9 protein-coding genes are annotated in these 14,335 nt (G+C 61.5%); 7 read left to right on the top strand and 2 right to left on the bottom strand.

Translation table 11 applies throughout. The features are described from left to right. Nucleotides 1-145: 145 nt before the first annotated feature. Entirely contained in the window at nucleotides 146-2,107 is a 1,962-nt protein-coding gene (gene acs / locus JYG34_RS18570; RefSeq protein WP_213657781.1) for an acetate--CoA ligase, read from the bottom strand. A 406-nt stretch (nucleotides 2,108-2,513) separates the two neighbouring features. Between acs and JYG34_RS18575 the strand changes: the two genes are divergently transcribed. Further along, the gene (locus JYG34_RS18575) at nucleotides 2,514-2,768 is read left to right on the top strand and encodes a DUF2790 domain-containing protein (RefSeq protein WP_011534972.1); all 255 of its coding nucleotides are present in this window, start codon (nucleotides 2,514-2,516) and stop codon (nucleotides 2,766-2,768) included. A 75-nt stretch (nucleotides 2,769-2,843) separates the two neighbouring features. On the opposite strand, the gene JYG34_RS18580 is transcribed toward JYG34_RS18575, so the two are convergent. After that, a complete protein-coding gene (locus tag JYG34_RS18580; protein WP_213657782.1) occupies nucleotides 2,844-4,403 on the bottom strand; it encodes a sigma-54-dependent transcriptional regulator in 1,560 nt (519 codons plus the stop codon). Nucleotides 4,404-4,659: 256 nt separating this feature from the next. Between JYG34_RS18580 and phhA the strand changes: the two genes are divergently transcribed. From phhA to JYG34_RS18605, 6 genes are all read left to right on the top strand, one after another. Beyond that, entirely contained in the window at nucleotides 4,660-5,448 is a 789-nt protein-coding gene (gene phhA, locus JYG34_RS18585) for a phenylalanine 4-monooxygenase (protein ID WP_011534974.1), read from the top strand. A 38-nt stretch (nucleotides 5,449-5,486) separates the two neighbouring features. Next, on the top strand, nucleotides 5,487-5,843 hold the full coding sequence (locus JYG34_RS18590) for a 4a-hydroxytetrahydrobiopterin dehydratase (protein ID WP_011534975.1): 357 nt from the start codon (nucleotides 5,487-5,489) through the stop codon (nucleotides 5,841-5,843). After that, on the top strand, nucleotides 5,840-7,036 hold the full coding sequence (locus tag JYG34_RS18595; RefSeq protein ID WP_213657783.1) for an amino acid aminotransferase: 1,197 nt from the start codon (nucleotides 5,840-5,842) through the stop codon (nucleotides 7,034-7,036). Before JYG34_RS18590 ends, JYG34_RS18595 begins: the two co-directional genes overlap by 4 nt. Nucleotides 7,037-7,307: 271 nt before the next feature. Then, complete coding sequence (locus JYG34_RS26470; RefSeq protein ID WP_283811770.1) at nucleotides 7,308-7,436, top strand: hypothetical protein; 129 nt, start codon at nucleotides 7,308-7,310, stop codon at nucleotides 7,434-7,436. A 156-nt stretch (nucleotides 7,437-7,592) separates the two neighbouring features. Next, on the top strand, nucleotides 7,593-13,013 hold the full coding sequence (locus JYG34_RS18600; RefSeq protein WP_213657784.1) for a deaminase domain-containing protein: 5,421 nt from the start codon (nucleotides 7,593-7,595) through the stop codon (nucleotides 13,011-13,013). Between the two features lie 121 nt (nucleotides 13,014-13,134). After that, the gene (locus JYG34_RS18605) at nucleotides 13,135-14,325 is read left to right on the top strand and encodes an MFS transporter (RefSeq protein WP_213657785.1); all 1,191 of its coding nucleotides are present in this window, start codon (nucleotides 13,135-13,137) and stop codon (nucleotides 14,323-14,325) included. Nucleotides 14,326-14,335 lie beyond the last annotated feature (10 nt).

The raw sequence follows: 14,335 nt of genomic DNA on the forward strand, positions 1-14,335 counted from the left end.
GTAACAGTCTATTCAGTAAAGCAAAAACCCCGCCGGTTGCCCTGCGGGGTTTTCTGATCAACGAATCGCGGGGCAAGCCCGCTCCCACGAAGGCGCACAAAAACTCGTGGAAGCGGGCTTGCCCCGCGCTGGATTGCGCCTGATATCAGGCCGATGCCAGGTTCATCGCCTTGTGGGTGTCGATCAGGTGCTGCACCACACCTGGGTCGGCCAGCGTGGAGATATCACCCAGTGCATCGTACTCGGCCGTGGCGATCTTGCGCAGGATGCGGCGCATGATCTTGCCCGAGCGGGTCTTCGGCAAACCGGGCGCCCACTGGATCACGTCCGGCGAGGCGATCGGACCGATCTCCTTGCGCACCCAGTTCTTCAGCTCCAGACGCAGTTGCTCGCTCGGTTCTTCACCGGCATTGAGGGTGACGTAGACATAGATGCCCTGCCCCTTGATGTCGTGCGGCACGCCCACCACCGCTGCCTCGGCGACTTTCGCGTGCGCCACCATGGCGCTCTCGATCTCGGCGGTCCCCATGCGGTGCCCGGACACATTGAGTACGTCGTCCACGCGGCCGGTGATCCAGTAGTAGCCGTCTTCATCGCGGCGGGCACCGTCACCAGTGAAGTACATGCCACGGAAGGTCTTGAAGTAGGTGTCGACGAAACGGTCGTGGTCGCCGTACAGCGAACGCGACTGACCCGGCCACGAGTCGAGGATCACCAGGTTGCCCTCGGCGGCACCTTCGATCAGGTTGCCCAGGTTGTCCACCAGCGCCGGCACCACACCGAAGAACGGACGGGTCGCCGAGCCCGGCTTCAGCGCGGTGGCGCCCGGCAGCGGGCTGATCAGCACGCCGCCGGTCTCGGTCTGCCACCAGGTATCGACGATCGGGCAGCGCTCCTTGCCGACAGTCTTGTAATACCAGTTCCAGGCCTCGGGGTTGATCGGCTCGCCCACCGAGCCCAGCAGGCGCAGGCTGGAACCATCGGCACCCGCCACCGCCGCCTCGCCTTCGGCCATCATGGCGCGGATGGCAGTCGGTGCGGTGTAGAGGATATTGACCTTGTGCTTGTCGACGATCTTCGACACACGGGTGATGTCCGGGTAGTTCGGCACCCCCTCGAACAGCAGCGTGGTGGCGCCATTGGCCAGCGGACCGTAGACGATATAGCTGTGCCCGGTGACCCAGCCCACGTCGGCGGTGCACCAGTAGACCTCGCCCGGACGGTAGTCGAACACACGCTCATGGGTCAGCGCGGCATAGACCAGGTAGCCGCCGGTGGTGTGCAGCACCCCTTTCGGCTTACCGGTCGAGCCGGAGGTATAAAGGATGAACAGCGCCTCCTCGGCGCCCATCTCTTTCGGCGCGCAGTGGCTGGAGGCGACCTTCATCAGGTCTTCGTACCAGATGTCGCGGTGCTGGTGCCAGGCAATGTCGCCACCGGTGCGCTTGCACACGATGATCTTCTGCACGCTGCTGGTTTCAGGGTTGGTCAGGGCCAGGTCGACGTTGGCCTTGAGCGGGGTGCGACGACCGCCGCGCACACCTTCGTCAGCGGTGATCACCACTTTCGACTTGCAGTCGATGATGCGCCCGGCCAGTGCTTCCGGCGAGAAGCCACCGAACACCACCGAGTGGATCGCACCGATGCGGGCACAGGCCAGCATGGCGACCACCGCCTCGGGGATCATCGGCATATAGATGGTCACCACGTCGCCACGGTGCACGTCCTGGCCACGCAGGGCGTTGGCGAACTTGCAGACCTGCTCGTGGAGCTCGCGGTAGGTGATATTGCGGTGTTCGGAAGGGTCGTCACCTTCCCAGATGATGGCGACCTGGTCACCGCGCTCGGCGAGGTGGCGATCCAGGCAGTTGTAGGAAACGTTCAGAGTGCCGTCGGCGAACCACTTGATATCGACATGGTGGTCGTCGAACGAGGTCTGCTTGACCTTGGTGAAGGGCTTGATCCAGTCCAGACGCTGGGCCTGCTCGCGCCAGAAGCCGTCCGGGTTGATCACCGATTGCTGGTACATGGCCTTGTAGGTGGCCTCGTCGGTCAGGGTACTGGCCGCAACCTCGGGACGAACGGGATACAGTGGAGCCGCACTCATCTGTGTTACCTCGGTGTAATAGTTGTTTTTGTATGGAACCGTTTGTAACTGTACCAGAGCGGCAAAGACCATTCGACGTTGGTAGTAACGTGACGGACGGAAAACCTACCTTTCTACCGCGACCGCTCTAACCCGCGGCACTGCGCCTTCCAAGCAGTGGAACCGGGCAGCTTTCCAGGGGATTGTTACAGATTCTGTCAAAAGACTTTATCAAAACCCCCTCTGTTTCAGCCGTGGGCACGCTCCTAGAATTCTCCTCGCCAGCAACGGCAACGCGATTAACTTGGTAACAGCCCCCACGAAGGCAACGTTAATCCGCACCTCATCCTGATAGTTGAAACTTGTTGTACTCGCGGCGCCATAAGCGCCGCGTGCCCCCTCACGACCTTAGACAGGTAAATAGAAAATGAAAGCTTTACTGGTATTGGCACTTGGCGGTTTTTGCGGCGCGGCGTTGGCCGGCGAAGCAAAAGATGTCGAGCAGATTCCGGTTGAACAGTACAGTTACTCGCAACACCTGGACATCGCCCGTGTTCTTTCCATGAGCGAAGTGCCCAATGTCTGCGAAGTGGTGCCCGCCCGCATGACCTATGAAGACTCCAAGGGCCAGAAGCACATTCTCGAATACCGCGTGATGGGGAACGGCTGCTCCAACGGCTGACCCGATGAAACAGGGCCCCTTCGGGGCCCTTTCGCGGTTTAACCCGCGAAGGCTTGTCGCCTCAAACTTTCAAAACTAATCCACTGACTTGCCCAGCGCATAATCCCGCAACTTGTTGGCAATTGTCGTGTGCGACACCCCCAATCTTTTCCCCAGCGCCCGGCTACTTGGAAACTCGCTCATCAAACTTTCCAACACCGCCTTTTCAAATCGCCCGACAATCTGCGAAAGGTCGCCATCCAGGGAGAACTCCCCCAACGGCTGGCGCGCACCATAGTCCGGCAAACGAATATGTTCGCTCTTAACCACTCCGCCCTCGCACAGTGAAACAGCCTGGAACAACACGTTCTCCAGTTGGCGCACATTACCCGGCCAGTGGTACTGGCTGAGCTTGTCCATCGCCGAGGACGCCAAATGCGGCATCGGGCAGCCGATCTGCCGACTGGCCTGGTCGAGGAAATGCTGCACCAGCCCTTCCAGGCCATCCATGCATTCGCGCAGCGGTGGAATGTGCAGCGAAAGCACGTTGAGGCGATGGTAGAGGTCCTGGCGAAACTCGCCACGGGCACACAACTCGGACAGGTCGACCTGGGTCGCGCAGATCACCCGCACATCCAGGTACACCTCCTCGTCGCTACCCACCCTTCGGAAACAACCATCCTGCAGGAAGCGCAGCAACTTGACCTGCAACCGCGGGCTCATCTCCCCCACCCCATCGAGGAACAGCGTGCCACCCGCCGTCAGCTCCAGCAGCCCGAGCTTGCCCTCCGCCCGCGCCCCTTCGAAGGCCCCCGGCCCATAGCCGAACAGCTCGGTCTCGGCCATCGACTCCGGCAGGCCGGCGCAGTTGAGCGCCATCAGCGGCGCCTGGCCACGAGGGCTGGCCAGGTGGCAGGCACGCGCCAGCAGCTCCTTGCCGGTACCCGTCTCCCCCTCGATCAGCAACGGCGCATCCAACGGCGCCATGCGCCGCGCCTCGCGCACCACCGCCGCCATCACCCGCGAACTCTGGAAGATGCTGTCGAACCCGCGCAGCTCCTGCTTGCGCACGTTGTAGATGCGTTCACCGATGCGGTCGGCGCGATGCAAGGTGAGCACGGCGCCAGCCAAGGCCTCGCTTTCGTCATGCTCGGACTGCAGCGGCGCGATATCGGCCAGGAACACATCGCCCTTGACCTTGATGCGCAAACCGTTGATTCGCGACTTGTTGGCCCGCACCAGCTCCGGCAAGTCGAAATCCTCGACGTAGCGCGACAGCGGAATACCCGGCACCTCGTCCACCCGCACCCCGAGCAACTGCGCCGCGCCACGGTTGGCGGCGACGATGCTGCCGCCCATGTCGATCGACAGCACAGGGAAATCCAACGCCCCCAGCAACGCATTGAGCTCCATGTGGCGCCGCTCGCTGGGCATCAACCCCACGCGCTTGACCCCGAACACCCCGGCGATCGACTCGAACTTCGGCCGCAACGCCTGGAACTGCAGGTTGATCAGGTTCGGGCAATGCAGGTAGATGGCGTTGCCATGATCGCCCCCCACCTCGCCGCGCAACACGTTGATGCCGTACTCCACCAGCAGGTTGAGGATGTCCCGCAGGATGCCGATGCGGTTCTGGCAATGCACTTTGATACGCATGAATGCTCTCGAAGCGGCCAGGTTTTTCCTTGGCACGCAGAAAAGTCGTAAAGATAAGCTGACAAAAACAGGAGAAAGGCCAGCTCGATGCCCGTGATTTTCCGGCACCACGGTCATTTTGTAAAATTATCGTTACAAAACCAGGATGAGCGGCTGGCGAAAACCTCCTGGCCACCCCGTGCAAAGCGGCGAATGTAGGGATATCTCTAAAGGTATGTCCTGCACATAACAAGAAAGCCCTCACCAGGAGAGCCACATGAAACAGACGCAATACGTGGCACGCGAGCCCGATGCGCACGGTTTTATCGACTACCCGCAACAAGAGCATGCGGTGTGGAATACCCTGATCACCCGCCAGCTGAAAGTGATCGAAGGCCGGGCGTGCCAGGAGTACCTGGACGGCATCGAGCAGCTCAAGCTGCCCCATGACCGCATCCCCCAGCTCGGCGAAGTCAACAAGGTGCTCGGCGCCACCACCGGTTGGCAGGTCGCCCGCGTACCGGCACTGATCCCCTTCCAGACCTTCTTCGAACTGCTGGCCAGCAAGCGCTTCCCGGTCGCCACCTTCATCCGCACCCCGGAAGAGCTGGACTACCTGCAGGAGCCCGACATCTTCCACGAGATCTTCGGCCACTGCCCGCTGCTGACCAACCCCTTCTTCGCCGAGTTCACCCACACCTACGGCAAGCTGGGCCTGGCGGCGACCAAGGAACAACGCGTCTACCTCGCACGCCTGTACTGGATGACCATCGAGTTCGGCCTGATGGAGACCGCGCAAGGTCGCAAGATCTACGGCGGCGGCATCCTCTCCTCGCCGAAAGAGACCGTCTACAGCCTGTCCAACGAGCCTGAGCACCAGGCCTTCGACCCGATCGAAGCCATGCGCACGCCGTACCGCATCGATATCCTGCAGCCCCTGTACTTCGTCCTGCCGAACATGAAGCGCCTGTTCGACCTGGCCCACGAAGACATCATGGCCATGGTCCACCAGGCCATGCAGCTGGGCCTGCACGCACCGAAGTTTCCACCCAAGGTCGCTGCCTGAGCGCCCCTGTCGATAACAACTCAAATCGGAAAACACCCATGAATGCCTTGAACCAAGCCCACTGCGAAGCCTGCCGCGCCGATGCCCCGAAAGTCTCCGACGATGAACTGGCGGAACTGATCCTGCAGATCCCGGACTGGAACATCGAAGTCCGCGACGGCCACATGGAGCTCGAGCGCGTATTCCTGTTCAAGAACTTCAAGCACGCCCTGGCCTTCACCAACGCCATCGGTGAAATCGCCGAAGCCGAAGGCCACCACCCGGGCCTGCTGACCGAGTGGGGCAAGGTCACCGTGACCTGGTGGAGCCATTCGATCAAGGGCCTGCACCGCAACGACTTCATCATGTGCGCGCGCACCGACGAGGTCGCCAAAACTGCTGAAGGGCGCAAGTGATGCACTTCGCGGCCATCGATCGGGTCCCTGGCGACCCGATCCTGGGGCTGATGGAGGCCTACGCCCGCGACGCCAACCCAGCGAAGTTCGATTTGGGCGTCGGTGTGTTCAAGGATGCCCAGGGTCTGACGCCGATCCCTGCCGCGGTCAAGCAGGCCGAGCAGCGCCTGGTCGAAGCACAGGCCACCAAGAGCTACGTCGGCGGCCATGGTGACGCGACGTTCGGACGCCTGGTCAGCGAGCTGGTGCTGGGCAGCGCTTCGCCGTTGCTGGCCAGCCAGCGCGCTGGCGCCACCCAGACCCCTGGCGGCACCGGCGCCCTGCGCCTGGCGGCGGAGTTCATCGCCCACTGCCTGCCCGGCCGCGGGGTCTGGCTGAGCGACCCGACCTGGCCAATCCACGAGACGATCTTCGCCGGCGCCGGGCTCAAGGTGTCCCACTACCCCTATGTGGGCAAGGACAACCGCCTGAACGTCGCCGGCATGCTCGCCGCACTGGAGCGAGCACCGGAAGGCGACGTGGTGCTGCTGCACGCCTGCTGCCACAACCCGACCGGTTTCGACCTGGGCCAGGACGACTGGCGGGCGGTGCTCGACATCGTCAAGCGGCGCAACCTGCTGCCACTGATCGACTTCGCCTACCAGGGCTTCGGTGACGGCCTGGAGGAAGACGCCTGGGCGGTGCGCCTGTTTGCCAGCGAACTGCCGGAACTGCTGATCACCAGCTCGTGCTCGAAGAACTTCGGCCTGTACCGCGACCGCACCGGCGCCCTGCTGGTGTGCAGCCACGACGCGGAAAAACTGCTGGATGTGCGCAGCCAACTGGCGTTTCTTGCACGCAACCTGTGGTCGACGCCGCCGGATCATGGCGCGGCGGTGGTCGCCGAGATTCTCGGCGACCCAGCGCTAAAAGCACTGTGGGTCGAGGAAGTGAACGCCATGCGCCAACGCATCGCCGAGCTTCGCGAAGGCCTGGTGAAGGCACTGGCCCCCCATGGCCTGGCCGAGCGCTTCGCGCACATCGCCGCGCAACGCGGGATGTTCTCCTACACCGGGCTCAACCCCGAGCAAGTGCGCCTGTTGCGCGAGAAACACAGCGTGTACATGGTCGGCACAGGCCGGGCGAACATCGCCGGGGCCGACGCGCAACGCCTGGAGCAGTTGGCAGCAGCCATCGCCGACGCCTGCCGCTGATATCGCGGTATCTGTAGGGGCGGCTTCAGCCGCGAAGCCAGCGACGCGGAGCCAGCCCCGGCGTTGCCGGGGTTCGCGGCTAAAGCCGCTCCTACAGGGGTTTGCGCTGGCCACATCAACGCTGACGATGCGCTGATCGCCCACAAAACCGACCAACGCCCGGCAAAAATCCCAAACTGTCATCCAGACTGCGGTATCCTGCCCCCGCTTTTCGAAGCCACACGCGCACCAACGCGCCGCCTTTTCACTCACACTTGCGAGGAACGACGAGATGCATGAGATCCCGAATCTTCCCTTCCCAAGCCTGAACCCCGAAGAGCAATCCGTTGCCGCCCACGCCGAACCGACGCCCGCCGTCGACCAGGACGGTAACGATCAATCCAGCGCCGACCAGGAATAATCGCGCACCCCACCCGACTGTGTGAAAACGGCTGACCTGCGGGATCACCCCGTCATCGCGTTTTCACACCGTCAAGAGCCCTCAGGGTGCGATAACCCCATACCGCCCTGCCCCAATTTGAATCAACAGACTGATACCTCCCATATAGGAGGCCACATGCCTTTTGATTCCTCTCTCTCGCGCGCTACCACCCTACACGACGGGCACTCCGCCGATCAGCGCCTTGCCAGCACCACACTATCCCAAAACCAGATACCGCCCATCGGCAGCGCGTCAGCACCTGGCCACAACGCCATCAGTGCGCCGCTCACCCCAACACAACTGTTGGAAAAGATCCAAGCACATGTGACGACCAGGCCCTCGACGGATGAAGACCTGGACAACAGCATCCTGTCACCGGCCCCCGCGCTTGTCGCCGACGATCTGGACATTCCGCTGAGCGCCCCACTCGACGCGTACGACCCTATCAGGGCCGTTCACCTCACCCTCAACTACCTGCTGGACGGCAACACGCGATTTCCCGAAGACCCACGCTCAACCTTTGTGAACCTGATGGACCTTTACGGCGACACGAAGACCTACGCATTGGTTGCCGCAGTCCTGGACGTCGAGCCGGACACCCTGACACCCCGCCAGATCCACGATTTTTTTGCTCGTATCGCCTGGGTCAATGAATCCTCGCTCAAAACGCCGGCCGCAAGAAAGCAGTTCGATGAATTGCTGTTTGGCGAAAAGCCCTTGAGTGCCGAAGCCGCTCGACTGGGCAAGGATGAGTTCTCCGAACTGGGCGAACTGCTGACTGGGGTGCCCGACACCTTGCAGATATGGATGCTGCAGTTCAAACGCGCAGAACGCCGAGACACCGCCAGCGATTGGCTTGCGCATTGCCCGGCTGAAAACCTGCTGAAAGACCTGACAGCATACGAATTGAATCCAGCCCAGACGGCCTTGACGGCCTTGACCATTACGCTCAAGGAAGTACTGCCCACCAAAACTGAGTACGAAGACAACGCACTGATACTTTCGCGAAACCTGCAGCTGACCCAGCCGATGATGAACCTTCGTGTCAGGGTACTTCCTGCTGCGTCGCAGGTTCCGGCCTGGGCGGATGAAGATCGTTCTCGCGATGACAACCCACCTGTTGAATGGAGCAAGGCCCAGACCCAGGACCTGGGGGCCCGCCTGCTCCGCAAAGTGGTACTGCATGCACTGGACGCAAGCACTGAAGCCTGGGTGCCGCTGACCCTCGACATTGCCCAACGCGCCCAGGGCATGCAGGCCTTTTCCTTTGCGAACAAACTGAAGCAGGTGCACCCGGCATTGAGTGCGACAGATTGCCTGCGCCTAGCCTCGTTGCTATTGCCACCAACGCCAGCAGCGGTAGCCCCTTCCCCGCTCGCCCCCTTGCCCGACAGCCGAGCCCTGATTGAAACGCTCCCTGCCTTCAGCGACTGGTGCACACACACCCTCATTGATGACTTGTTCACGAACGCGGGCTGCGAACTGCTCTGCGAGGTCAAACAGGGCGAACGTCACTTGCTGATGCCAGCCTCGCAAACCTGGCAAGTGATGATGCGATCATCACAGTTTGCAGATGTTTTCCGGCCTCTGCTCGCCCGGGCAGGCTGGTATGGCACCTCGTCTGGAGAGTCCGCATCACCGCGCGCGACACAGGCGCTGGCGAGCAGAGCAATCGTCGATCACTTCCTGGGGCCTCGTACACCGACAGATCGATCAGTGGCCGAGGACTTCCACGATCACTGGGTGACCGAGTACAGCCATCTGGAACTGCGCGCGAAAGTAAGCGACAACATTCGCGCTCGCAATCCCGATATATCCCCCGCAGCATTGAGCTTGCTTGAATACTTGCTACTCCGGGAGATGGCACCTGAGCTGCTGATCACCGACACACCCGACTGGCTCTACTATGGCCGCTCCCTGCAAAGCCTCGCCCTGATGCACGGCGCCAGATTGCTTGAAGCCATCTTGCCTGGCGCCTGCAGCAGGGCAACCTATGACAAGGTCATCACCCTGGCGAGTGATTTGAGCAGCGTCGATGAGGAACAGTTGCAGCGTCAATGGAGCAGCACCCTGATCTTGCCAGCCTTGCGCTATGCCAAAGCCCATGGCGCCTTGCCAGACTTCACGGGCAACGACATCAGACAAGCCACCCTGCAGCAGATGAACAGTGCCGTGCAATTTGTCACTACCGAGCAGCAGGCATTTGCGCAAGATGCACAACAAATCGCCATGACGCCTCCGGACCGAAAGATCTTGGCGGAGCAGCAATTGGCCGAAGCGGGCGTCGACAAGCAGTACTGGGACAAGTCCATTGACGACCCATGGACCTGGGGCCACCTGAGCGGCCTTGGCCTTGTCAAATCGAGCAGCTACACCTGGCATCACACCATCGCCACACCAGGGTTCATGAGTGACGTTGGCGAGCCAAGCCAGAAACCTGTCATCGAAAATCTCACGCAACTGATCATGACAGAGGATGTTTATCTCGATGGCAAAAGCACCGTGCCACAGCTGTATGACCAGGCCTTCGAGGCCTTCAAGATCGACTGGGAGGCTGCCCACGCACGGTTGATCAAGCGGCTGTTCATGGAATTGCCGCAAGCCTTGCGCACTCAACTCCATACATCCACATGCGAAGTGAGCCTAGTGTCCTTTAACGGTGACATCGGTACCCAAGGCCTGTTCATTCGCTGCCAATCCGGCGACCACCGTGACGACTTCGATAGCCATGTAGTCATCTGGGAGCACTATTTCGAACTCTGCCCTGGCGCAGGCGCACTACGTCCCTGCAACCAGCACTTCGAGTACGACATCCCACCGAACGTCCCCCCCAGCAACCCGATAGCCCAGGAAATGCTCAAAGCCGCGAACAGAGACTTCAAGCGCAAGAGCCGTTTGATCCCGAAGGCCCGCATGGACAGTGACGCCTACCTCAATGGCACTCCGTCCCGCTCGGGCAATCAGTTGCAAACGCCACGCAATGGCACGCTGATTCCAGCCTCGCACTGGGTGTACGCCAACCAGGCGAGCGAAGATGACTTCTTCCAGACCCTGGCCAGCACGGCAACCACCCACCTGTACGCGTCCACCCTTGCGAAATTCAAGGCCGACCACACACACACCACTCCCTGGGAAGAACTGGTCAACCTGGAAAAACAAATTGAGGATTTCCTTGCCCGTACGCTACTGCCCTTCTATGGCTGCATTGCCGACCTGGTCAAGGGCGATCACTCCACCGGCGTGATCATTGGCTGTGTGCTGGATGCCGTCGGCGTCCTGATACCCGCAGGCAAGTTCATCGCTTCGAGCCTGACGCTGATTCGCGATGCCGCCAACCTTACCCTGCGGGCGGCTTGCGAAGTCATGAGCAGCGCCGTCAGCGACTTGCTCAGCCACTTGGCACAACAAAGCCCGGTTCTTATCTACCGCGACATTGGCCGCGGTATCCGCTGGCTCTCCGTCAAATCCTGGGAAAAAATGGCACAACCTGCGCTGCGCTGGCTGCATGACCTGCGCGGCGCCCCGCAACTGCTGCACATGACCGAAGAAGGCACCTACGCCATTACCCGGGAAGCGTTGAGCGAGTCGGGGCATGCTTTCGAGCAGGGCGAACTGGCACGGGTGGGCAATAGTGAACACACATTGGTGCGCAATCTGGGCACCGCCGATGATTCCAGCTTCAAACTGCTCGACCCGCACGACAACCTGCCCTATGGGCCACGACTGATCAGTGAAGGAACACCGCAGGAACCCAAGCTCACGCCCCTGAAAAGCCTGGGATCAATCAGCCCTGACCACTACCCGCCCCTAATCGCCGGCATCGTCGGCGAGGACGGGAAGCTGAGCCTGGCCATCGACGATACCTGTAACTTGCGGGTCCGCGCCAAGGGCGACGGGCACTACGAAATCCAAGTCGATGAGCACCACTATCATCTCGACACCAATGCTCACGACCCCTCCCTGACCAAGCTGTCAAACACGCCTGTCAGCACGCTGGACGAGATCACCCCCGAGGAAGTGCTCTGCCGTCTGAAGCGTGACTTGGAAGAGTCCAGTTGCACCCCCTTCACCAAGCTGGTCAGCCTGCCGGCCGAACGCATTCGTGCAAGCCAGCCCAACCCACTCACTCGCGGCCAGGAAATCAGCCAGGCGTTCGAAGCCAGGGAGTACCACCTGGAGCGGCGAAGCACCGTCGCCACCGAGCAAGTTCCCGTCCGGTCGTTCGACCTGCTGGTGCACGAAGGTAAATTCTGCAAATGGGACCACGCCCCGATTAAAGGGACACGCCCCGTCAAGTTCACCCAGGACAAGCAACTACTGGCACTGAGCGTGGATGAGCGCACCCAGCTAGGGCTGCCCGAAAAACCCACCTACCAATCGCAAATCTCCGGGCGCATGTCCAACAAACGACACTTCGGCTTGCTACCTGACACCAGCGGCACACAAGCCAAGATCATCAACCCTGAGGTACCGGTGATAGAACTGGAGCAGGTCTGCAATGAGGTAATGGACAAGCGCATGCTGCGCGGGATCAAGATGGAATGGAACGCGGAACGGCAGATCTATGTAGAGGTAGACAATGGGAGGTTCTACAAGACCCTACAAGGCCCGGACGAGCTGACCTTTACCCCGGTAACCGATGCCGCCGAGATCGACGAGTACCTGCGCCTTTCCAACCAATACCGCTTCGTGGCCGAACGGCCCTATGCCGCCATAGACCGAGACAATATCGCCAAGCTGCTCTATGCCACGCTGGTGGAAAAGCGCGAACCAGGGTTGCAGGCCTGGCTTGCGAGCGCCCCCGCCAACAAGGACTACGCGACCTATGCTCGATGGTGTGTCGACAACAATGAACGCAATGAGATGCTGCACTATGCCGAGAACATCCTCTCAGGGGAGCGTCCGCAAACCAGCCTGGTAGAAGAAACGAGAAGCCTGATTCCTGACTGGAGGCTCATCGGCCAACGCAACCTCGCCGACAAACGCTCCACCGTCCAGGTCCTGACCGAATTACTCCCGATCCAAGGCAAGGAAGGCAGTTGGGTGCCGCTGACCACCGCCAACATCGACCAACAGGATGTCGCCAGGATGATCTCGGCGCAGATGAACAACAGCAACCTGGCGTTCGCCTCAGTGCTCACCAAGGATGGACGGAAATTCGTCTACTACGCATTGGCGGGTGGAGAGCGGGCAAAGAATCTGCACCTCAAACCCTATCGACCGGGACATCCCACCCAGCAGATTGGCGACACCACCTTTGTCGATGCCAGGGCCTTGATGAGTGACCGGGCCCCCGACCCAAGCATCACCAGCCTACCGGTCATCAGGCATTCGGGCAGGGTGTCGATCCGCCCCTTCTATCGCTACCTGGACTCCGAACGGCTGATCGCGACCCTTCTCAAGGAACAGCACCCGAGCAACAGCATTTACTCCATTCATGTGTTTACCCGCATGGACACCTGCCGATCCTGCGGAGGGGTAGTGCTGCCTCAACTGGCGCTCAACTACACCGATGCCGACTTCTGGGTGACCTACCTGGAGGAGTACCGCCACTGATCCCTCAGCCGGACAGGTGACGACACCCGTCCAGCACGCCATCTCGGCTCACGCTTCACCCACAGCCTGGACCGAGATGGCTATGATGGCGCAACATTCGCTGCCCCGGACTGGCCCCCGCATGCCCGAACACTCCCCATCGTCACTTGCGATCACTCTCCAGGTGGTCTCCATCGTCCTCTTCACCTTCATCGGCTACCTGAACATCGGCATCCCCCTGGCCGTGCTGCCCGGCTATGTGCACAACGACCTGGGTTTCAGCGCCGTGATCGCAGGGCTGGTGATCAGCGTGCAGTACCTGGCCACCCTGCTCAGCCGCCCCACCGCCAGCCGCATCATCGACAACCTCGGCAGCAAGAAGGCGGTCATGTACGGCCTGTTCGGTTGCGGCCTGAGCGGGGTGTTCATGCTGGCCTGCAGCTTCCTGACACATCTGCCCTGGCTAAGCCTGACCTGCCTGTTCATCGGCCGCCTGGTGCTGGGCAGCGCCGAAAGCCTGGTGGGCTCGGGCTCCATCGGCTGGGGCATTGGCCGGGTCGGCTCGCAGAACACCGCCAAGGTGATTTCCTGGAACGGCATCGCCAGCTATGGCGCGCTGGCCATCGGCGCACCTCTGGGGGTGCTGATGGTCAAGCACCTTGGGCTGTGGAGCATGGGCGCGAGCATCATCCTGCTGGGCGTGGCCGGCCTGCTGCTGGCCTGGCCAAAGCATGCCGCACCGGTGGTCGCCGGCGTGCGCCTGCCATTCCTGCGGGTGCTGGGCAAGGTGTTCCCCCATGGTTGCGGGCTGGCCCTGGGCTCGATCGGCTTCGGCACCATCGCCACCTTCATCACGCTGTACTACGCCAGCCGCGACTGGCCCAACGCCGCGTTGACCCTGAGCCTGTTCGGTGCCAGCTTCATCTGTGCACGCTTGCTGTTCGGCAACCTGATCAATCGCATCGGCGGTTTTCGCGTGGCGATTGCTTGCCTGTCCGTCGAGACACTGGGGTTGCTGATGCTGTGGCTCGCGACCAGCGCCGAAATGGCCCTGGCCGGCGCGGCGTTGAGCGGGTTCGGCTTCTCGCTGGTGTTCCCGGCACTGGGCGTGGAGGCCGTCAACCAGGTATCAGCGGCCAACCGCGGCGCAGCGGTTGGTGCCTATTCGCTGTTCATCGACCTGTCGCTGGGGATCACCGGGCCGCTGGTGGGCGCAGTGGCGGCAGGGTTCGGATTCGCCTCGATGTTTCTGTTCGCGGCGGCGGCAGCGGCATGCGGGCTGGTGCTGAGCTGTTATCTGTACCGACAAGCTCGACTGCAACGGGGACGATAACAGCCAGGGG

The sequence above is a fragment of the Pseudomonas entomophila genome (genome assembly GCF_018417595.1).
In the GTDB taxonomy this organism is placed as follows: domain Bacteria; phylum Pseudomonadota; class Gammaproteobacteria; order Pseudomonadales; family Pseudomonadaceae; genus Aquipseudomonas; species Aquipseudomonas entomophila_C.

Coding starts and splice junctions, on each gene's coding strand:
- acs (WP_213657781.1), bottom strand. CDS start 2,107: ATGAGTGCGGCTCCACTGTATCCCGTTCGTCCCGAGGTTGCGGCCAGT.
- JYG34_RS18575 (WP_011534972.1), top strand. CDS start 2,514: ATGAAAGCTTTACTGGTATTGGCACTTGGCGGTTTTTGCGGCGCGGCG.
- JYG34_RS18580 (WP_213657782.1), bottom strand. CDS start 4,403: ATGCGTATCAAAGTGCATTGCCAGAACCGCATCGGCATCCTGCGGGAC.
- phhA (WP_011534974.1), top strand. CDS start 4,660: ATGAAACAGACGCAATACGTGGCACGCGAGCCCGATGCGCACGGTTTT.
- JYG34_RS18590 (WP_011534975.1), top strand. CDS start 5,487: ATGAATGCCTTGAACCAAGCCCACTGCGAAGCCTGCCGCGCCGATGCC.
- JYG34_RS26470 (WP_283811770.1), top strand. CDS start 7,308: ATGCATGAGATCCCGAATCTTCCCTTCCCAAGCCTGAACCCCGAAGAG.
- JYG34_RS18600 (WP_213657784.1), top strand. CDS start 7,593: ATGCCTTTTGATTCCTCTCTCTCGCGCGCTACCACCCTACACGACGGG.
- JYG34_RS18605 (WP_213657785.1), top strand. CDS start 13,135: ATGCCCGAACACTCCCCATCGTCACTTGCGATCACTCTCCAGGTGGTC.